Below are 20984 nucleotides of genomic sequence, written 5' to 3'. Positions count from 1 at the left end.
GAGAATGGCGAAGGTCGAGTGGCGTCGGGAATGGTAGCCCGCCTGATGGCGTGGGCCAATGCCGGCAAGCGTTTGCTGCCAAAGCCGTATTTCCCTTTGCCGCGCCTTCGGCGATGGTGACGGCCATCAACCGGACCGGATGCCGATGAACAGCCTTCCCGCCAAGACCCTGACCCTCGCCAACGGCCTGCGCGCCACCGTCATCCAGGCTCCCGGCGCCAGCCGCGCCGCCGCGCTGTTGCGGATCGCCCGTGGCAGCCACGACGAGCCGGAAGCCTTCCCCGGCCTCGCGCACTTCATCGAGCACCTGCTGTTCCTCTGTGGCGAGCGCTTCGTCGAGGGCGAGCGCCTGATGCCGTGGGTGCAGGCCCGTGGCGGTCGGCTCAATGCCAGCACCCGGGCCCGGCAGACGGACTACTTCTTCGAGGTACCGGCCGCCGATCTGGGGGACGGGTTGGCGCGGCTGGTGGACATGCTGGCGCGGCCGCTGCTGGACGAAGCCGTGCAGGTCGCCGAGCGGGAAGTGCTGGAAGCCGAATTCCTTGCCCGCGGCCGCGATCCTGACACCCTGATCGACGCCGCCCTGGCGCTGGCGGTGGCGCCGCGGCACCCCCTGGGGCGCTTCGTGGCCGGTCGCCGCGACAGCCTCAAGGTGGAAAACGCCGAGTTCCAGAAGGCGCTGCGTGCCTTCATCCGCTCCTGTCAGGTGGGCGGGGCGCTGGAACTCTGGCTGCAGGGCCCGCAACCGCTGGAAGAACTGGCGGCACTGGTCGAGCGCGAAGCCGCTGTGCTCCCGTCCGGCGCGCTGGTCGAGCCCGCCAGTGACGAATCCCTCCTGCCACTGGCCGGTCAGGAACTGAAGCTGCGCCTGACCGGCGCCCCGCGACTGGTGCTGGCCTTCGCCCTGGAGGGCGTGGCGGGTGAGGGCGGTGCGTTGCTGGAACAGTTGCAGGGCTGGCTGGCCGACGAGGCGCCCGGATCACTGCTGGCCTGCCTGGGGCAGAACGGGCTTGCCGACAGCGCCCGTGTGCGTCTGAGCCGCTTCGCCAACGGCCAGGCGTTGTTGCGTTTCGATTTCGAACTGGCCGAAGCCGCCACCGCCGATCTCGTCGAATCAGCCTTCCTTTCCTGGCTGGAGGCGCTGCGCAAATTGCCGGAGGATATCCTCGCCGCCGCTCCTGTCGATGAGCCCACCGGCGCCCTGGAACAGCTGCAACGCCGCGCGGGAAGCGCCAATCCCTCGGCATGGATCGGCCAACTGGTAACACCGCGGATGATCCGCCTGCTGACCTGCGAGCCGGTGATCGGCGAGTCGATGACCTCGGCCGGCTTCATCCTCGATGTCGGCCGTAGCCCGCAGCGCAGTATCGAACCGCTGCGGGGCGAGCCGTGGTCCTTCACGCCGAAGCAAGCGGCCAAGCAGGCCGAGCCCGCTGCCCTTTACCTGCGCTGGCGCTTCCCGCAGCCGCCAAGCCGGCCGGCATTCCTTTGCGCCAGGCAGGCGCTGCGTCCGCTTGCAGGCGCAGCACGGCACGAGGGCGCCAGCCTGCGCCTGGAGGCCATGGAAAGTGACTGGACACTGATGCTGTCGGGGGCGAAGAACCACCTTGCCGAGCTGGCCGAGTGCGCGATCCATGCGCTTCAGCATCCTGCCGCCGCTGTGCTGGGGCAGGGCGCGCGTCTGCACGCTGCCGAGCGCCGTCGCCGCGAAGGTGAAATGCCGATCCGACAGTTGCTCGATCTGCTGCCGCAGATGCTGGCCGGAGACAGCGATGCATCACCGGACTGGTCCGCCGCCCATTGGGACGACCTGACTCGCGGCATCGAGTTGCCGGATACCCTGGCAGGCTACTCGACCACCAGCGCGTTGCCGCCGCGCAGCGGCCCGGCCGGTCGGCATCGCCAGGTACTGGAGCTGGCGGGCGAAGCGGCGCTGTTGCTGTTCTGCCCGCTGGCGTCGCGCTCGGCGGCCGACGAAGCCGCGTGGCGCTTGCTGGCCCGCGTGCTGGAACCGGCCTTCTTCCACTGGCTGCGCGGTGAGCGGCAGCTGGCTTATGCGTTGTACTGCGGCTTCCGCCAAGTGGGCATGCGCCGCGGCATTCTCTTCGCGGTGCAGTCGCCGTTGTTGTCGGCGGTGGAGTTGCAGGCCGAGGTCGACAGCTTCCTTTACCGCCAGGGCGAAGCCCTGCTGCGGATCGACCCGCAACGAGTCGACAGCCTGCGCGCTCCGCTGGCCGCTGAGCTGGCGCGCGCGCCGGACGACTTCGCCGAACGCCTGCATCAGGCCTGGAACGACCAGCTGGCCGGCGTCGCATCGTCGCACCGTGAGGCCATGGTCCAGGCGCTCGGCAACCTCTGCGCCACCGAGCTGCGCGCCGCGCATTCGGCGCTCAGCTCCGCCCAGGGCGGTCACTGGCTGCTGCTCAGCCACGCCTGATCCTCGTACTTTCGACCTGGGGTGCCGTCCGCAAGGCGGTGCCACGGTCGACTTTTGCCTTACGCCCGGTGTGCTGGCCCAAGGTAGCTGCCCGGCGGTCACGACTACCCGCGACCATCGCCGCGCGCCTGAGGAAGCGGTGGTCGCAGAGCCTTGCGCAGTGCTCCCGCAAGACGCCTGCAAGGCCCGTGGAACCGGCGCCAAAGCAGCGTATGGCAAGGCCGCGAGCGTTTCGATAATCGCCTCCGACACGACTGAGCCGCAGTCGACCCCCCCACCCGGAGAGCGCCATGAACAAGAACAAGATCGCCGTCCGCCGCCAGCTGCTGCCGCTGGCATTGTCCACCCTGGCCCTGTCTTCAGTGTCGAGCGGAGCCAGCGCCGACATCATGCTGTACGACAAGGACGACACGACCTTTTCCACCGACGGCTACTTCAACGCCTTCTATGTGAACAGCGACGTCGATCGCAACGGCGAAACCTACGACCGCCGCCAGTCGCGGGTGAAGATGGGCTTCCTGCCCAACTACATCGGCTTCAACTTCGGCAAGAAGATCGACGGCCTGACCCTCACCGGGCGCTCCTCGTTCTGGGTGACCATCAACGACAGCGAGCAGGACGGCACCGACACCGCCATCGACGTCCGCCAGTTCTACGGCAATGTCGCCGGCGACTGGGGCGAGGTGCTGATCGGCAAGGACTTCGGCCTGTTCTCGCGTTCCAACATCTTCCTCGACGAACTGCTCGCCGGCTTCGGCAACGCCAGCGATACCCTCGGCCTGGTGGATGGCAAGGGCGTGTCCTTCGGCAACATCGGCACCGGCTACCCGTACCCGTTCCCGACCTCGCAGATCACCTACCGCAACAACAACCTGGTGGAAGGCCTGCACATCGCGGTGGGCATCATGGACCCGATCGACACCAACCAGATCGACAAGGACGCCAGTGACGGCCTCGACGACAAGGCCTACCAGGACAACCCGCGCTACGAGAGCGAGATCAGCTACCAGTTCGACGTCGGCGGGGCGAAGATCTACAGCTGGGTCAACGGCGCCTACCAGACCTCGAAGAACACCAACGACGAAGTCGACAGCGTGACCTCGAAGGGCCTGGGCTATGGCCTCCAGGCGAAGATGGGCGGCTTCTCGCTCACGGGGTCGGGCTTCACCGCCAAGGGCATCAACCCGTTCTTCACCAACAACGCGGGTGAAGCTGCGCTGCGTGAAGTGGACAGCCGTGGCGTGCTGCTGCAGGGCTCCTACAGCTGGGGCAAGAACCGTGTGGCGCTGTCCACCGGCGAGACCCGCGACGACGGCAACGGCCTGGGCAGCGCGGCGGATTACTCCACCCAGGGCATCGCCTACTTCCGCACCATCAACGACAACCTGAAGCTGGTGGCCGAGTACAACGTCTACGAGATCGACGGTCGCAAGGGCTCCACCGTCAGCGAAGACACTGACACCTTCGCGGTGGGCGCCGTCCTCAACTGGTAATCCCCCAACACCTTTGGCTCCATTTCGGCGGGTCGGCACGGTGTGTCGCCCGCCTTTTTCCTTTCGCTCAAGGAAGGCCGATCGAAAGGCCCGGCCAGATTGCTGAGCCGGCAGGCCCGGTGCCTCAGTTGGGTTCGCGAGCCGACTCGCTCCTGCGAAAGGCACGCCGATGTCCAACCTGTAGGAGCGAGCTTGCTCGCGAACCGCACTGCACGGACCGTAGGGCGTATAACGCGCCAGCGTTATCCGCCGATGCGGCCATTGGCGTCGGCGCATAACCCGTTCCGGGTTATGCGCCCTACGAACTGGTTCTGGCGCTAGCTTTGGATTTTGAAGTCTTCCAGAGAAACATCCGCACGCTCCGGAGTGCCCCTTTCAGGAGGCCGAAGGTGATCGGAGTTTCAGGGGTTGAGCGACATGGATGTCGCGAGAGCGTTGCCGGGCCAGGGATGGCCCGTCAACGCGGGCCCCTGGAACTCCGAAGAACCGAGGGTACTTTTCGCGAAGCGAAAAGCCGGATGCCAGGGGCGAGACCTTTGCCTACTTTGGGTCTTTCCAAAGTAGGTCGCCCGAGGGGGCGAAACAAAATCTCTCAGCGCATGCCGAAGCGGCGCTCAACACCGAACCCCAAGCATCGCGGACGATGTCCGCTTGTGTCTGGAAATGCCGATATCAATTTCCAGGAGTCCGTGGGTGGGGGAATTACGGGGGCGTCGCCCCTACGACCCCGCTACTTTGGGATAAACCCGCCACGACCCAAGTAGCATGGGGCGCGCTCCGGCTGCTTCGTAGAATGCCAACGTCGATATCCTGACTGGGCGTACGCCATGCACGAAACACAAGGAGTCGTTCGCGGCATGTCCAGTGCCCGCGACGTCGAGGCGGTTGCCCAGGACCTGGCGCGCCAGCTGATCCATCCCAACCTCGGCTTCGTGCTGTTCTTCTGTTCCGCCGAATACGACCTGCCGACGCTGGCCGCCGCGCTGGAGCAGTATTTCGGCGGCATCGACCTGGCCGGCTGCACCACCGCCGGGGAGATCACCCCGCAGGGCTATGGGCGTGGCTGCGTCACCGCCGTCGGCTTCGATTTGCGCACCTTCGCCATCTCCTGCGCGCTGGTGGACGAGATGGAGCGCTTCAGCCTGATCGATGCGCAGCAGATGGTCGAGTCGCTGGTGGCGGACTGCCGCAGCGCCGGGCTGGCGCCGATCAAGGACCACAGCTTCGCCCTGACCCTGCTCGACGGCCTGTCCAGCCGCGAGGAAGTGGTGCTCGCCGCGCTCAGTGCCGCGCTGGGCGCTATCCCGCATTTCGGCGGCTCGGCCGGCGACGACAACCACCTGACCCACACCCACGTCTATTACCAGGGCCAGTTCCACACCGGCGCGGCGGTGGTGGTGCTGTTCAACACCTGGCTGGACTTCGAGGTGTTCACCACCCACCACGTGCTGCCCAGCGAGGAGAAACTGGTGGTCACCCGCGCCGACAGCGACAGCCGCCGCGTGCTGGAGCTCAACGCCGAGCCGGCCGCGCTGGAGTTCGCCCGGCTGGTCGGAGTGCCGCTGGAGCAGCTGGATTTCTCGCTGTTCCCGGCGCATCCGCTGGCGGTGCGGGTGCGTGACCAGTACTACGTGCGCTCGATCCAGCAGGTCAACGAAGACCTCAGCCTGACGTTCTACTGCGCGGTGGAGAACGGCATCGTCCTCACCGCCATGAGCACCGGCCCGCTGCTGCCCGGGCTGCAGGCGCAGTTCCAGCGCCTGCACGAACGCCTCGGCCCGCCATTGCTGACCATCGGCTGCGACTGCTTCCTGCGCCGCCTGGAGCTGGAGGTGGCCGGCGATACCGGGCCCACCGCCGAGTTTCTGCGCAGCCAGCAGGTGATCGGCTTCAACACCTACGGGGAACAATTCAATGGCATGCATATCAACCAGACCTTCACCGGTGTCGCCATTGGCCGTCCTCGGGGCAACGCCGGACGCTGAGCTGCGTGCGCGCATTGACGAGCTGGAGCGCGACAACCACAAGCTGCAGCGGATCAATGCGGCGCTGATCGAACGTGTCGAGTCGGCCACCTTGCGCGGCGACAACGCCTATGGCGCCTTCCAGCATTCGGTGGTGCTGGCCGAGCAGGTGCGAGAGCGCACCGATGCGCTGAGCGAAGCGATGGTCGAGCTGAAATCCAGCAACCAGCTGCTCAGCGACGCGCGCCTGCGCGCCGAGACTGCGCACCAGCATCTGCTCGATGCCATCGAGAGCATCTCCGATGCCTTCGTGCTGTTCGACCCGCAGCAGCGCATCGTCCTCTACAACGAACGGTTCCGGGCCTTCTGGGCGCAGACCCGCGCCCGTGTCGGCGCGGGAACGCGGCTCGCCGAGGTGCGCCGGCTGGCGCAGAGCAGCGGGCTGATCGTCGAGGAACAGCGCAGCAGCGACGACGAGCACACCCTCTATCGCCTGCGCAACGACCGCTGGGTGCGCGTCACCGAACGGCCGACCCGCGACGGCGGGCTGGTGGTGCTCTACAGCGACATTACCGAGATCAAGCAGAACGAGATGGCCCGCCGCGAACAGGCGGTGGCGCAGAAATCGCATTTACTGCAACGCGCCGTCGACAACCTGTCCCAGGGCGTAGCCATGGTCGGCGCCGATGGCGCGCTGGAGTTGTGGAACCGGCGCTTCCTGGAGCTTTGCGGGCTGGCGCCGATCGAGGCGCACCGGCCGTTCGCCGAGGTCATGGCCGACAGCGAACTGCCGCTGCTGACACCGCGCAGCCGACCGTGCAAGGGCGAGGCGGAAGGGGTGATCGAGCAGCGCCTGTTCGACGGACGCATGCTGGAAATCCGCACCCACGCGTTGCCGACCGGGGGCTTCGTCAACACCTTCACCGACATCACCGAGCGCTACCGCCACGCCGAGGCACTGCGTGAAAGCGAACGCTGGATTCGCCTCATCACCGACCAGGTCCCGGCGCTGATCGCTTACCTCACCGCCGATCTGGATTACGACTTCACCAACAAGGTCTACGAGGAATGGTACCGCTGGCCCAGCGGCTCGATGCTCGGGCGCAACCTGCGCGAGGTACACAGCGCCGAACACTGCCAGCGCCTGGAACCGTACTTCGAGCGCGCGCTGTCGGGCGAGAGCGTAACCTTCGAGATCGCCGAGACCAACCTCGCCGGGCAGGAGCGCTACATGCAGCGCTCCTACGTGCCCAACCGCCAGGCCGACGGCACCGTGACCGGCCTGTTCGTGCTGATCCGCGACATCACCGAGCGCCGCCGCACCGCCGAGGCGCTGCACCAGGCCTACCAGAACCTCGAGCAGCGGGTGCGCGAACGCACGGCCGAGCTGACCAGCCTGAATGACCAGCTCAAGCGCGAGATCGACGAGCGCAGCCAGGTCGAAGGACGCCTGCGTGAAGCCAAGCGCGAGGCGGAGCAAGCGAACCTGTCGAAGACCAAGTTCCTCGCCGCCGTCAGCCACGACCTGCTGCAACCGCTGAACGCCGCGCGGCTGTTCACCAGTGCGCTGCAGGAGCGCAGCGGCGAAGTGCTGGTGCGCAACATCAGCCAGTCGCTGGAAGACGTGGAGACGCTGCTCGGCACCCTGGTGGACATCTCCAAGCTGGATGCCGGGGTGATCAAGCCGGACATTGCCTCGTTCGATGTCAGCGAACTGCTCGGCAACCTCGCCGCCGAGTACCGTCAGGTGGCCGCCAGCGAAGGCCTGGCGCTGGACTTCGTACCCTGTGGCGCGCAGGTGCGCAGCGACATCCAGCTGCTGGCGAGGATCCTGCGCAACCTGCTGACCAATGCCATCCGCTACACGCCGTCGGGCCGGGTACTGCTGGGCTGCCGGCGGCGTCGGCACAGCCTGTGGATCGAAGTCTGGGACACCGGCGTGGGCATCGCTGCCGACAAGCTCGGCGAGATATTCCAGGAGTTCAAGCGCGGCGATGTGCAGCGTCTCCATCAGGACCGCGGGCTGGGTCTGGGCCTGGCCATCGTCGAGAAGATCGCGCGCATGCTCGGCCATCGCATTCAGGTGGAGTCGGTACCGGGCAAAGGCTCGCGTTTCGCCATCGAAATCCCGCTGGCGCGCCGTGTGGCCCGAAGCGCGCCGGAACCCGAGCGCACCGCCGACGACCTGGTGGAGCGCCTGCGCGGCTCCCGCGTGTGGGTGCTGGATAACGATGCCTCGATCTGCGCCGGCATGCGCACGCTGCTGGAAACCTGGGGCTGCCGGGTGGTGACGGCGCTGTCGGAGGAGGACCTGGCGCGGCAGGTGGACAACTTCCACGCCGAGTCGGACCTGCTGATCGTCGATTACCACCTCGACGATGGGTTGAACGGGGTCGACGCGGTGGCCTCGATCAACGCACGCCGCGGCACGCCGCTACCGGCGCTGATGATCACTGCCAACTACAGCAACGAGCTGAAGCAGCAGGTCCGCGAGCTGGGGCACACGCTGATGCACAAGCCGGTGCGGCCGATGAAGCTGAAGACGGCGCTGTGCCATCTGATCGATAGCGCACGCTGAACAGGCCTCGCGTGTTGTTTCGCATCGAGCCCATCACCCTGCTTTCAGGATGGACTCTGCGCAGGATGGGTGGAGCCCAGGCGATACCCATGCTGCAACCGCGCCGGATCGATGGGTATCGCTGCGCTCCACACCATCCCACTGGTGCGCTCCCGGATGTCTCCGTAGGTTGGAAAACGTTCGACGTTATCCGCCGTTTGGCCGTGGTTTCATCGTGTTCCGGAATCAAGCTGGGCGCGCGGCGAGCAGAGATGAAGCAGCGTACAACCGCGCACGGTTGTACGCCTTGTGGATCAGGCGCGCTGCGCGACGGGCGCGCGCACCTTGGCCAGCAGGATCAGGGCGATCCCGCCCAGCACCGCCAGCGACACCAGCGCTAGCCGCAGGCTGATCGCCTCGCCCAGCAGCGCGGCGCCGGAGAGTGCCGCGAGAATCGGCACGCTCAGTTGCACCGAAGCGCCCTGGATGGCCGAGAGCCCCGGCAGCGCGCTGTACCAGATGGCATAGCCGATCCCGGAAGCCACCGCTCCGGACAGCACGGCATAAACGACGCCCAGCGTGTCCACCCGCAGATCGGCGTGGAAGAACACCGCCAGCACGGCCGCAAAGCTAATGGCGCGCACGAAGTTGCCCGTCGTGATCGCCAGCGGATCGCTGCCCCTGCGCCCGAGCAGCGAGTACAGCCCCCAGGCCACGCCGGACAGCAGCATCAGCAGCGCACCCGCCAGCGGCGGGGCGCTGGCGCTGGGCAGCAATTGGGCCAGCAGGCCGCCCAGGGCCAGCAGAAAACCCGCCAGCGCCTGCCCGCGCAGGCTTTCGCCACGCAGCAGGCCGACCAGGATCATGGTCACCTGCACCGCGCCGAACAGCAGCAGGGCGCCGGTGCCGGCATCCAGCTGCACGTAGGCGTAGGAGAACGCCGCTGCATAGACGAACAGCGCCGCCGCTGCGCGCCAGTTGCCGCCGTCGCTGGCGGCGCGATGGCGCAGTTTCAGCAGCAGAGCGAGCATCAGTGCGCCCGAGAAGATGCGGATGCCAGTGAAGCTCACCGCGTCGATGCTGGTGGCCTTGAGGGCCAGGCGGCAGAGGATGGAATTGCCGGCGAAGGCGATCATCGCCAGGCCGGTGAGGCTCAGGGTGCGGGTGGAGGGCATCGAGTGGTTCCCGGTAGCGGTCGCAACGGCACGTTATGAATCAGCGGCGCCTCGTTTCAGCGGCGCAGGTAGGCGGCGAAGTCGATATCGCCCGCGCAGAGGATGGCCTGCACGCGGTTGTGTACCTTCAGCTTGCGCAGGATGGCGGAGACGTGGGCCTTCACCGTGGTTTCGGCGATCTCCAGGTTGTAGGCGATCTGCTTGTTGGATTCGCCCTTGGTCATCCGCTCCAGCACCAGCAGCTGCTTGCGGGTCAGCGCCTGCAGCAGTTCCGGTGGAATGCTGTGGTCTTCCTGGCCGCTGCGGCGCGGCGAGGATTTCTGCGTGCGGATGATGTCCGACGGCAGGTAGACGTTGCCGTTGAGAATCTGCTCGATGGCCTCGGTCATCTGTACGCGCGGTGACGACTTGGTGATGAAGCCCACTGCGCCGTAGGTGATGGCTTGCAGCACGACCTGCTTGTCCTGCTCGGCGGAGACGATCACCACCGGGATGGTCGGCGCCTCGTTGCGCAGGCTCATCAGGCCGTTGAGGCCATGCATGCCGGGCATGTTCAGGTCGAGCAGGATCAGGTCGAGATCGTCGTGTTCCTGGGTCAGGCCCAGGGCGCTGTCGAGGTCGGCGGTTTCCATTACTTCGCTGCCGGGGAAGCCGTCGGCGATGACGTTGTGGATGGCTTCGCGGAACAGCGGGTGATCGTCGGCGATCAGGATCTTGTACATGGCCTGCACCTCGTTGTTGTCGTTATGGGCGGTGATCGCAAGTTACTTCAGGGGTTGCGGTTGCGCATCCTGCAGGGGCAGTCCTGCCTGTTCCCAGGCGTCGATTCCATCACGGTACCAGTAGAGGCTGGCATAGCCCAGCGCATGTGCGCGGCGGATGGCATTCCAGCTCATCCAGCAGTCGGAACGGCAGTAGAACACCAGCGGGCGCTTGGCATCGCCGTCGGTGAGGCGGGCGAGATTCTGCTCCAGGTAGGCTTGCCACTGTGGTTCCAGAGTGCCGGTGCCGACGTTGGCCAGCCACAGGCTGCCGGGCAGGTTGCGGTGCTTTTCGTCCTCGACGAACTGGCCGTTGAGGAAGGTACGGCGGTAGACGTCCACCAGCCGGGTCTGTGGCTCGCGCTGGAGCAGCGCCTGCAGGGCAGAGGTGTCGAGGGTGGTGGCGTGGTCGGCGGAGGGCGGTGTCGGGCTGCGGTACTGGGCCTGTCGGTAGCCGTCGGCGGAAAACAGCTGCGCGTCCTCGGCCTGCGCGGTCGGCAGCGCGAGGGTCAGGCTGAGCAGGCACGCGGCCAGGCAGCCGCCCACATGGCCATTCAGTGCAGTCGCAAGGCGAGGCATGGCGGTATCTCTGTTCGTTCTTCTTGTAGTGGCCATTAGATGCCGGCTGTGCGGCTTTGGAAATTCGACGTCAGGAGGGGCGAACCGGTACCAAAGTAGTAGGTTTCAGCCCTTGCGCAGGGTGGCGTGCTGCGGGTTGAAGGTCAGCACGGCAAGGCCGGTGAAGAACAGCGTCAGCCCCAGGCAGACGCCTGCCGCCAGCAGGTTGAAGCGCTCGTAGAGGGCAAAGCGCACCAGCTCCACCGCGTGGCTGAACGGGTTCAGCGCGCACAGCCAGTACAGCCACTGGCTGGCCTCGCGCATCTTCCACAGCGGGTAGAGCGCGGAGGAGAGGAAGAACAGCGGGAAGATGACGAAATTCATCACCCCGGCGAAGTTCTCCAGCTGGCGGATGCCGTTGGACAGCAGCAAGCCCAGCGCGCCCAGCAGCAGGGCGGCCAGCAGCAATGCCGGCAGCGCCACCATCAGGCCCATGGGCGGCGGTTGCACGCCATACAGCCAGGCGATCAGCAGGAAGGCATAGACCTGCAGCAGCGACACCAGCGCGGTGGCCAGCAGTTTGCTCGCGAGCAGGAAGGCGCGCGGCAGCGGGCTGGTCAGCAGCACGCGCATGCTGCCCATTTCGCGGTCGTAGACCATCGACAGCGAGCCCTGCATGCCGTTGAACAGCAGGATCATGCAGCACAGCCCCGGAACGATGTAGGTCTCGTAGGTGACGTAGGTGTCGTACGGCTCGATGATCGAAATGCCCAGTGCGGCGCGGAAACCGGCGGCAAATACCAGCAGCCAGAGCAGCGGCCGCACCAGCGCGCTGAGGAATCGCGAGCGCTGCAGGACGAAACGCAGCCATTCGCGCATGACGATGCCGCGCAGGCATTGCCAGTAGGCGGCGGGGCCGAGGCGCGGGTTCTCCAGGGCGCTCATGTGCAGGCCTCCAGGCGGGTCAGGCGGTCGAAGGTACGCTCCAGGTTGCCGGCGTCGGGCGCGCAGATATCCCGCGCCTCGCCCCGTGCGACCAGACGCCCGCGATCGAGCACCAGCAGCGCATCCTCGTCGCGTACTTCATCGAGCAGGTGGGTGGTCCAGAGCACGGCGAGGCCGTCCTCGCGGCAAAGCCGGCGTACGTGTTCGTTGAGTGCCTGGCGCGCTGCCGGGTCGAGGCCGACGCTGGCTTCGTCGAGCAGCAGCAGGCGCGGGCGATGCAACAGGGCGCGGGCGATCTCCACCCGGCGGCGGTGCCCGCCATTGAGCGCACGGACCTTGTCGCGGCGACGCTCGTGCAATTGCTGGCGGGCCAGTTCGGCGTCGATCCGCTCGTTCGCCACGCTGCGTGGCAGGCCGTGCAGGGCGGCGTGGTAGTGCAGGTTCTGCTCCACGCTCAGGTCCAGGTCCAGGGTGCTCTGCTGGAACACCACGCCCAGCTCCCGCAGGGCCAGGCGCGGCTGGCGGCGCAGGCTGCAGCCGAGCACGTCGATCTCGCCCTGCTGCAGGTCGTAGAGGCGGGTGAGCAGGGCAACCAGGGTGGACTTGCCGGCGCCGTTGGGGCCGAGCAGGGCGGTGAAGCGTCCGGCGGGCAGCTCGAATTCCAGGCCGTCGAGGGCACGGCGCGGACCGTAGGAGAAGCCGAGATCGCGGACCGCCAGCGCATTCATGGCAGGTGCACTCATACTGGCTGCGTTCATGGCGTCACCACCACGCCCCACGGGTAGCGGCCGACCTTGATCGATTTGGTGACCTTGCGCGAGGCGACATCGATCACCGACACGTCGCCGCTGACGCCGTTGGTGGCCAGCAGCGTCTTCTCACCCGGGGTGAACGCCAGGTGCCAGACGCGACGGCCCACCAACAGGTAGTCGAGCACCTCGAAAGTCCTGGCATCCACTACCGCCACATGGTTGGCCGGACCGAGGGCGACGAAGGCCAGTTTGCCGTCGCTGGTCAGTTGTACGCCCACCGGTTGCACCTTGTCGGGGTGTACTCCCTGGATGGCGAAGCGCAGGGTCTTGAGGATCTTGCGGCTGGCGGTGTCGACCACGCTGACGGTGCCACCGATTTCCGCCGAGACCCAGACCTGCGAGCCGTCGTGGGTGAACTCGGCGTGGCGCGGGCGCTGGTCCACCAGGGTGCTGTCCACCAGCTTCTGGGTCGAAGTGTCGATCCAGTGCAGCATATTGGTGGTTTCGCTGGTGTTTACCGCCCATTGGCCGTCCGGGCTCACCGCCATGCCCTCGGGCTCGACGCCGACGTCGATTTGCCCGAGCACCTGAGCGGTCTGGGTATCGACCACCGTGACCAGTGCATCGTCCTCGTTGGAGACGTACAGCCAGCGGTCGTTGGGGTGCAGGGCGAACTGCTCGGGGTCGGCGCCCGATGGCAGCTGCCTGATGATCTTGCGGGTGGCGAGATCGAGCACCTGCACGGTGTCCGAGTCGCTCGCGCAGATGTACAGCAGCTTGTTGTCGTGGGACAGCGCCAACCCGCGCGGACGTTTGCCGGTGTCGATGGTGCCGGTGACGCTCATGCTGTTCAGGTCGATGACGCTCAGGTTGTTGTCCTTCTCGTTGGACACATAGGCGGTGGCGGCGAAGGCCGGTGACACCAGTGAGAGGGCGAGGCTCAGGCTGGAGAGGGCAAGCAGGCGCGGCATGGGCAGGGTCCTCATGGGAGTTCTTCTTATGGATTGGCTTCGGCGAGGCGGCACTGGCTTTCCGGTGCATCGAGGCCGAGGCTGTCGAGTTCGCTGGCGGGGTGCAGGAAGCCTTCCTGCGGCGAGGTGCTGACCAGCGCGCGCGGCTGCACCAGCGGGATGGGCTGGCGCAGCTGACCGTCCCAGGGGCGGAAGCCGAGCTTGTAGCCCTTGAAACCGTCCAGCGGCAGGTCGGGGGACAGCGACAGCTTGCGGATCGCCATCGGGTCGGCGTCCCGCAGCCGCGTCACGGCGCTGGCGATGCTGCGTACGGCGATCCAGGCAGCGAAGTCGCGATCGTTCATCCAGCGTCCGGCATGTTCCTCGAACCGCTTCTGCAACTGCGCGGCGCCGTAGGTTTCCACGGTCTTGTGCCAGCCGGTGGCGACCAGCCCCTGGGTACCTGCCACCGGGCGCGGCAGCCAGGTGTTGTAGGGCACGTATTCGCCGAAGTCGCCGTGCTCGTCGGCCACCAGCACGGCGTCGTAGTCCTCGCTGGACTGAGTGAACAGGGCCATGTCGGCCTGGGCGCTGCGACGCTGGTCGTTGTCGAAGGTGAAGGGCTTTTCCTCGACGATCTTCGCGCCGAAGCGCTTGGCCGAACGGCGCAGGGCGGTGGCGTACAAGGCATCTTCCGGGCGTTTGCCGACGATCAGCAGCCAGCGCGTCCACTTGCGCAGCACCAGAAACTGGGTGAGGGCATCGGTCAGCATCAACCGGCTGGGCAGGGTGTGCAGCACGTTCACCGCGCACTGGCTGGCGCGCAGCTCGTCATCGGCGGCGCCGGCGTTGAACAGCAGGCTGTCCGGCAGCGCGGCGGCCAGTTGGCGCAGGGTGTCGGCGGGAGCGTTGACCACGAACAGGCGCAAGCCGGCGTCGTGCAGACGCTGGGCCTCGGTGAGCAGCTTTTCCGGGGTGTCGGTGCTGGCGGCTTGCAGGCTGTAGTGGTGCTTGAGGAAGCGCCCGGTGCTGTTGCTGTCGGTGATTGCCAGCTCCGCGCCGCGCAGGCCTGCGTCGCTAGGTTCCGGGATGACGTTGGATAGCAGCGGACCGGGGTCGGGTGTGTAGCCCAGATAGCCAATGCGGACTTCCAGCGTGGGAGCTTCTTCGGCGCGGGCGTCGAGACCGAAGGCGGCGGCGCACGCAACCGCCAGCAGATAGGCCACGCCGTGCAGGACGAACTGGCGCATGGGACGACTCCTTTCTGGTTCTTGTGCGGCCAGCATAGGAAGCGTCAGGGGTGCGGCAAATATGCAGAAAGTACCGGTTGGGGCAGTACCAAGGTAGTAGGTTGTGCGCCGCGCCCGCGTCCTAGGATGGCGCTACAAGAACCAGAAGAGGAGCGTCGCCATGCGTATCGCCGTCACTCTCGTCCTGCCGATCCTGCTGATGCTCAGCCTGTTCGGTTTCGACTTCCTCTATACCCGCAACGGCTACCTGCCGGCGGCGGAACTGCGTGCGCCCGTGGCGCCGGTGGGTTGCATCACGACCTGTCGTGGCGCGCCGTAGAACACCGTCTTCAGCGCTTGTAGAGGATCACCGCCGCGCGCAGCTTGCTGCGGCCGAAGCGGCTCATCTGCTCGAACTCCGCGTGGCTCACCGGGATGTGCTGGCAGTCCAGCGGTTCGCGGTGCTGGCTGTGGTCGACGTCGGGGTCGTGCAGGTAGACGAAGTCCTCGTCACAGTCGGTGACCACCACCCAGTGCGGTGCCTTGGAACGCGTCAGCCGATAGCTGCTGATCAGCACCAGCGGCTGGCCGCCGGCTTCCAGCGCGCCCTCGATATCCAGCTGGTTGACCAGCAATTGCTCGACATCGCTTTGCGCCAGCTCGGCGCTGAAGTCCTCATGGACCAGGCGCATGACCTCGCGTTTTTCCTCGCTGCGCACGCCATCGAGGAACAGCGGGCCGTCTTCCGACAGCAACAGGCGCACGCGGAAGCCCCGGCGCAGCGCCGCCAGCGCCAGACCTTGCGGGCTGCAGCCGCCGTGGCCGGCGGTCATGTAGATGGTGGTCGCCTCGCGCCACAGGCGCAGCTCCTCGCGGCGCGCCAGGCGGCGCTTGGGCTCCAGTGCGCCCATGGCCATCAGCAGCGCCGAGGGGCCGCAGGTGAACTCGGTGGTCTGGCGGTAATAAGGCACATGGCGGTGGGTGCGCTCGTTGATGTGGCGGATGCGTTTCTCGAAGCGCAGGGCTTCGCTATGGTCTTCGTAGTAGTTGCGCACCGTGGCGAAGGGGCGGTAACCGTTGCGCTCGTAGAGGGCGATGGCGCCACGGTTGTCGGGGCGCACTTCCAGGCGCAGGTAGGCGCAGTCATTCTCCAGCGCCTCGGCTTCTGCGCGGTCCAGCAGCTTCTGGCCCAGGCCGATGCCGCGGGCCCGTTCGTCCACGGCAATGGAATACAGGCGCGCCAGCGAGGTGCCCTGGTGGAACAGCACCAGCGCGTAGCCCAGCAACTGGCCGTCGGATACTGCGACGGTCAGGCTGGCGTGGGCGCGGGTGATCATCCACTGGAAGTTGCGGCGGGACAGGCGGTCGTGTTCGAAGCAGCGGTTTTCCATCTCGACCAGGGCTTGCAGGTCGTCGGCTGAAGCGGCGCGGAACTGGAGTTTCATAGGGTAAGCATTCGTTAATCCGGAGGGCGCACTTGTCCGGTGCTGGCTGCGAACGGGCGTTGCGTCGTGTGGTCGAAGCTCAACCAGTATTGTCCCAGGGGCAGGGCGCGGCAAGCGCGCCAGTCAGCTTCGGAGGTGTCGTGAGCAAGCTGTTCATCATCGTGGAACGCAAGGAAGACTGGGCCTCCTACTATCCCAGCGAAGACGTGGTCAGCGCCCAGGAGTACCTGGAGATGCCCATCGACGACGACAACGGCAAGCGCGTGCAGGTAATCAACCTGTGCCGCAACTACAAGTACCTGGGCCACGGCTATTACTGCTCGCTGCTGGCCGAAGCGCGCGGGCACAAGGTGATCCCGTCGGTGCGCAGCATCAGCGAGCTGGCGAAGAAATCGCTCTACAGCCTGGCGCTGGAGGACCTGGAGAAGACCCTCGACAAGGCGCTGGCCGACCACCCCTACGGCAGCACTGATGGCTTCACCCTGACGCTGTACTTCGGCCGTACCGACATCGAGCCGCTGCAGGACCTGGCGCGCCAGCTGTTCGAGGCGCTGCCGTGCCCGATGCTGCTGGTGGAGTTCCGCAAGAACCGGGGCTGGCATATCGAGGGCGTGAAGCCGGGGAACATCCACAAGCTGCGCGAGGACCAGGAGGAACAGTTCGCCAACGCGCTGGACGGCTTCAGCCGGCAGATCTGGCGCAAGCCTCGTTCGCGCAAGCAATACCGCTACGACCTGGCGATCCTGCACGACCCGGAAGAAGCCTTCCCGCCGTCCGATCGCAAGGCGCTGAAGAACTTCATCCGCATCGGCCGCAGCCTGGGCATCGACGTCGAGCTGATCGAAAAGAAGGACTACTCGCGCCTGGCGGAGTACGACGCCCTGCTGATCCGCGAGACCACCAGCGTCAGCGACCACACCTACCGCTTCGCCAAGAAGGCCGAGAGCGAGGGCATGGTGGTGATGGACGACCCGGTGTCGATCCTGCGCTGCACCAACAAGGTCTACCTCGCCGACCTGTTGCGCAGCCACAAGCTGGGCATGCCGGCCACCGAAATCCTCTACAAGGACAACCCGCAGGAACTGGAGAAGGTCGGCGAACGCCTGGGCTTCCCGCTGGTGCTGAAGATTCCCGACGGCAGCTTCTCCCGCGGCGTGATCAAGGTGGCCAACCAGGAGGAGTTGCTCAAGGCCAGTGCAGAACTGTTCGAGCGCTCGGTGCTGCTGCTCGCCCAGGAGTTCTTCTATACCGAATATGACTGGCGGATTGGCGTCTTGAACCAGAAACCCATATTCGCCTGCCAGTACTTCATGTCCAAGGGGCACTGGCAGATCTACGACCACAGCCCGGACGCCCAGGAAGTGAGCGGTGATTTCCGCACGATGGCGGTCCATGAGGCGCCGCGCAAGGTCGTGGAACTGGCGGTGAAAACCGCCAACCTGATCGGCGACGGGCTCTACGGCGTGGATTTGAAGCAGGCGGGGGACCGGGTGGTGGTCATCGAGGTGAACGACAACCCGAACATCGACTGTGGGGTAGAGGACGTCTACCTGGGGGACGATCTCTACAAGCTGGTGCTCGAGGAGTTCGTGCGGCGGCTGGAAGTCAAGCGGCGTGGTCGCGGGTGGTGAGATCGTTTCGGCATTGACCTTATAGGAAAACGGTCAATGGGCTGCGTCAAGATATTGCTAGCGTTACAAATTGGAGCGCCAACCGACTGTTTTTTAAAGTTTTTCAAAATAATGGCGCCAAGGAAGGGAGCATGCTCGAGGCAGCCACGAATCTTCGTCGCCTGCTGGTGGTCGATCCGTGCGACGACTGCCGCAGGCTTTTACCCGGACTACGGGCAGCAGGGTGGGAAGTAGACAGCTGCGAGCTGGATAACGCCGGCAATCGCGGTTGTGACGTCGGCCTGCTGCGCCTTCAACCCCGGCATCTCGAACGCCGGGAGTCCGTCAAGGAACTCATCAGCCGCAGCGGTACGGAGTGGATCGCCGTGCTCAGCCCGGACACTTTGCCGCTCAATGAAGTCGGCGATTTCGTCAGTGAGTGGTTCTTCGATTTCCATACCTTGCCCTTCGATGTGGCGCGGGTGCAGGTCACCCTCGGCCGCGCCTTCGGCATGGCCCGTCTGCGCGGGCGCGGCAGCGTGCACAGTGACGAGCACGAGCACGAGCTGCTGGGTGAAAGCCGCGATGTGCGCGAGCTGCGCAAGCTGCTGGCGAAGTTCGCGCCGACCGAGTCTCCCGTGCTGATCCGCGGCGAGAGTGGCACCGGCAAGGAACTGGTGGCGCGCACGTTGCACCGCCAGTCGCGGCGGGCGGTCAGGCCGTTCGTGGCGATCAACTGCGGGGCGATGCCCGAGGCGCTGATCCAGTCCGAGCTGTTCGGCCATGAGAAGGGCGCGTTCACCGGGGCGCACCAGCGCAAGATCGGGCGCTTCGAACAGGCCAACGGTGGCACGCTGTTCCTCGACGAGGTGGGCGACCTGCCACTGGAGTTGCAGGCCAACCTGCTGCGGGTGCTGCAGGAGAAGCAGATCGAGCGTGTCGGCGGCAGCCAGCCGATTGATGTCGATGTGCGGGTGCTGGCGGCGACCCATGTCGACCTGGAACAGGCGATCCGCGCCGGGTTGTTCCGCGAGGATCTCTACTACCGGCTCAACGTTCTGCAGGTGTCCACTTCGCCGCTGCGCGAGCGCAATGGCGACCTGGCGCTGCTGGCCAATCATTTCGCTCACCTTTACAGCGTCGAGACTGGTCGCCGTCCGAGGCGCTTCTCGGACGATGCACTGGCGGCGATGGCTGAGCACAGCTGGCCGGGCAACGTGCGCGAGCTGGCCAACCGGGTGCGGCGCGGCCTGGTGCTGGCCGAGGGGCGACAGATCGAGGCCCGCGACCTGGGCCTGGAGCGGGAGAAGGGGCGCTCGGCGCATCTGCCGCTGGTGACCCTGGAGGAGTACAAGCTGGGCGCCGAGCGCCAGGCCATGTGCGATGCGCTGGCCCGGCACGGAGACAACCTCAGCGTGGCGGCGCGGATGCTGGGCATCTCGCGGCCGACTTTCTATCGCTTGTTGCACAAGCATCAGTTGCGCTAGGGCGGGGTGGCCGTAGTACTGAAGGAGCTCCGAGGGGCGCTCCTTCAGGTTGGCTTCGTGCCGGCATCTGTAGGCATTTCCGCTCACACCGATATCACAATGGCGCGCCAACGCAGGATGGCGTGGAGCGCAGCGATACCCATCGATCAAGCCCAAGCCACGGGGGCTGCAACGGCGGAGCAAAAGAAGCGCCGGCCCCGCCGGCGGATCGCGGGCATGGCCCGCTCCGACAGAAGGCAGGCGCGGTCAACGCCTGCGGTGGCAGGAATGACAAAGGCCCCGAACAGGGGCCTTTGCGGTTGGACAGCCGAGCCGTCAGAAGTAATACGGGAACTTCACGCTGAAGCTGAAATCCGGCGCATCCGGCGAGATGCCGATGGACAGGTTCGGCACGATGGTCAGGTTGGGGCTCCACGCGTAGGTCAGGCCCCAGTTGAAGTACGCCGCGTTGGCGTCGCTGCCGGTGACGGTGGTCCAGTCGCCGCCGTCGGCCTTGATCTTGCTCTTCTGGGCGATCAGGTCGGAGAAGGAGAACGACATGCTGGTCTTCTCGTTGAGGGCGAATGCAACGCCTGCACCGATCTGGAACCAGTCGCCGAGGTCGACCTTGCCCTTCTGCTTCACGCCCTGGGTGGGGCTGATGTCATCGAAGGATTCTTCGAAGTTGTAGGTGTAGGAGAAGCTGCCGAACAGCACGGCCGGGTCGACGGTCTTGACCAGCGAAATGCCGGGGGTGACCGACCAGACACCGTTGCCGGTAGGCAGGGACTCGGGCACGTTGAGGTTGTCGTTGTCCGAGGCGCGCTTGAGCTTGATGCCGTAGGGTTCCTTGCCGGTGGGGGCCTTGATCCTCAGGCTGACCACCGCGTCGGGGCGCGATTCGGTTTCGTCCATGAACTTGTAGGCGATGCCGACGTTGACGTCACCCAGGGTCGGGTCGCGGGTGACCTTCTCGTCAGTGGACTGCGCCGTGGAGTTGCCGGCGCCGGACGATTCGAAGGTGCTCTCGCGGTAAACCACGGGGGCGTTTATGTCGAACTGCCAGCGGTTGTTCCAGTTGTAGCGGCCGGTGAGGTCCAGGGTCCAGTTGTCGGCGTTGATGTTGTCCACGCCGATGTTGCCCAGGAAGATCGTATCCAGCGCCAGGAAACCGTTGAGGATCAGCTGCTTGGCATCGTAGTGGGTGTAGGTGATGCCCGTCTCGAAGCTGAAGGCGCCGTTGCCGAAGAAGCCGCTGGCTTCGTCGTAGAGGTTCTCCACGCTCTTGGGCGGACTGGCGTCGTCCTTGAGCGACTCGCCGTAGGAACTGCCGCTGGAGGCAACGGTGTTGCCGGTTCCGGGCGGTGTCGGCTTGCCGGTGGAGGTGACCAGGCGCTTGGGCTGGGCGGGGGTGGCCGGAGCCTCCTCGACCTGCCTGACCCGCTGCTCCAGCACCATCAGGGCCTTCTGCTGGGCCTCGTAGCGCTGCTTGAGTTCGAGCAGCTCCTGCTTCAACGTCTCCACCTCGGCTTCCGTCGCGGCGGCGGCGAAGGTCGAGGGGAGTAATGCGGATACACAGATTGCAGTTCCTAGCGTTAGCGATCGGTGCATGGCGCGCTGTCCTTCTTATAGGTTGGACCTC

At 66.0% G+C, this 20984-nt stretch carries 16 protein-coding genes; 7 read left to right on the top strand and 9 right to left on the bottom strand.

Translation table 11 applies throughout. The annotated features are described in order from the left end of the window. The first annotated feature begins 145 nt into the window (after positions 1-145). From pqqF to nahK, 4 genes are all read left to right on the top strand, one after another. Complete coding sequence (gene pqqF / locus IB256_RS09580; RefSeq protein ID WP_192402299.1) at positions 146-2437, top strand: pyrroloquinoline quinone biosynthesis protein PqqF; 2292 nt, start codon at positions 146-148, stop codon at positions 2435-2437. 290 nt (positions 2438-2727) lie between these two features. Further along, the gene (locus tag IB256_RS09575) at positions 2728-3930 is read left to right on the top strand and encodes a porin (protein WP_192296134.1); all 1203 of its coding nucleotides are present in this window, start codon (positions 2728-2730) and stop codon (positions 3928-3930) included. Positions 3931-4757: 827 nt separating this feature from the next. Continuing rightward, positions 4758-5915 carry a nitric oxide-sensing protein NosP gene (nosP, locus tag IB256_RS09570; protein ID WP_192296133.1) on the top strand — a complete coding sequence of 386 codons (1158 nt, stop codon included), beginning with the start codon at positions 4758-4760 and terminating at the stop codon, positions 5913-5915. Continuing rightward, positions 5845-8472, top strand: a complete 2628-nt coding sequence (nahK, locus tag IB256_RS09565; protein WP_192402297.1) for a hybrid sensor histidine kinase/response regulator NahK/ErcS' — start codon at positions 5845-5847, stop codon at positions 8470-8472. Before nosP ends, nahK begins: the two co-directional genes overlap by 71 nt. 293 nt (positions 8473-8765) lie before the next feature. On the opposite strand, the gene IB256_RS09560 is transcribed toward nahK, so the two are convergent. The 7 genes from IB256_RS09560 to IB256_RS09530 all read right to left on the bottom strand — a co-directional run bounded on the left by IB256_RS09560 (position 8766) and on the right by IB256_RS09530 (position 14842). Next, complete coding sequence (locus IB256_RS09560) at positions 8766-9626, bottom strand: DMT family transporter (protein WP_192296131.1); 861 nt, start codon at positions 9624-9626, stop codon at positions 8766-8768. Positions 9627-9682: 56 nt separating this feature from the next. Then, entirely contained in the window at positions 9683-10348 is a 666-nt protein-coding gene (agmR, locus tag IB256_RS09555; RefSeq protein ID WP_024764454.1) for a response regulator AgmR, read from the bottom strand. A gap of 42 nt (positions 10349-10390) precedes the next feature. Continuing rightward, on the bottom strand, positions 10391-10966 hold the full coding sequence (locus IB256_RS09550) for a PQQ-dependent catabolism-associated CXXCW motif protein (protein ID WP_192296130.1): 576 nt from the start codon (positions 10964-10966) through the stop codon (positions 10391-10393). A 105-nt stretch (positions 10967-11071) separates the two neighbouring features. Beyond that, entirely contained in the window at positions 11072-11890 is an 819-nt protein-coding gene (locus tag IB256_RS09545; RefSeq protein WP_192402295.1) for an ABC transporter permease, read from the bottom strand. Further along, positions 11887-12618 carry an ABC transporter ATP-binding protein gene (locus IB256_RS09540; RefSeq protein WP_192296202.1) on the bottom strand — a complete coding sequence of 244 codons (732 nt, stop codon included), beginning with the start codon at positions 12616-12618 and terminating at the stop codon, positions 11887-11889. Before IB256_RS09540 ends, IB256_RS09545 begins: the two co-directional genes overlap by 4 nt. A 26-nt stretch (positions 12619-12644) precedes the next feature. Then, positions 12645-13613 (bottom strand): YVTN family beta-propeller repeat protein, encoded by a 969-nt coding sequence (locus tag IB256_RS09535; protein ID WP_192402445.1) that lies wholly within the window; start codon positions 13611-13613, stop codon positions 12645-12647. A gap of 26 nt (positions 13614-13639) precedes the next feature. Continuing rightward, positions 13640-14842 carry an ABC transporter substrate-binding protein gene (locus tag IB256_RS09530; RefSeq protein WP_192402293.1) on the bottom strand — a complete coding sequence of 401 codons (1203 nt, stop codon included), beginning with the start codon at positions 14840-14842 and terminating at the stop codon, positions 13640-13642. Positions 14843-15002: 160 nt separating this feature from the next. Between IB256_RS09530 and IB256_RS09525 the strand changes: the two genes are divergently transcribed. Then, on the top strand, positions 15003-15161 hold the full coding sequence (locus IB256_RS09525; protein ID WP_168190533.1) for a hypothetical protein: 159 nt from the start codon (positions 15003-15005) through the stop codon (positions 15159-15161). A gap of 10 nt (positions 15162-15171) precedes the next feature. Here the strand turns inward: IB256_RS09525 and IB256_RS09520 are convergent, their stop codons facing one another. Beyond that, positions 15172-16266: a GNAT family N-acetyltransferase/peptidase C39 family protein gene (locus IB256_RS09520; RefSeq protein ID WP_192402291.1), complete on the bottom strand. Its 1095-nt coding sequence runs from the start codon at positions 16264-16266 to the stop codon at positions 15172-15174. 140 nt (positions 16267-16406) lie between these two features. Here IB256_RS09520 and IB256_RS09515 point away from each other — a divergent pair, with 140 nt between their 5' ends. Beyond that, positions 16407-17897: a RimK family protein gene (locus tag IB256_RS09515; RefSeq protein WP_138215605.1), complete on the top strand. Its 1491-nt coding sequence runs from the start codon at positions 16407-16409 to the stop codon at positions 17895-17897. Between the two features lie 131 nt (positions 17898-18028). Continuing rightward, positions 18029-19363 carry a sigma-54 dependent transcriptional regulator gene (locus IB256_RS09510; RefSeq protein ID WP_081519827.1) on the top strand — a complete coding sequence of 445 codons (1335 nt, stop codon included), beginning with the start codon at positions 18029-18031 and terminating at the stop codon, positions 19361-19363. 315 nt (positions 19364-19678) lie between these two features. Here IB256_RS09510 and IB256_RS09505 read toward each other — a convergent pair whose 3' ends face one another. Next, positions 19679-20953, bottom strand: a complete 1275-nt coding sequence (locus IB256_RS09505; protein WP_081519828.1) for a hypothetical protein — start codon at positions 20951-20953, stop codon at positions 19679-19681. Positions 20954-20984: the final 31 nt, after the last annotated feature.

This window comes from Pseudomonas sp. PDM17 (assembly GCF_014851985.1).
Classification (GTDB): Bacteria; Pseudomonadota; Gammaproteobacteria; order Pseudomonadales; family Pseudomonadaceae; genus Pseudomonas.
This window is presented reverse-complemented; position numbering and strand designations above follow the sequence as displayed.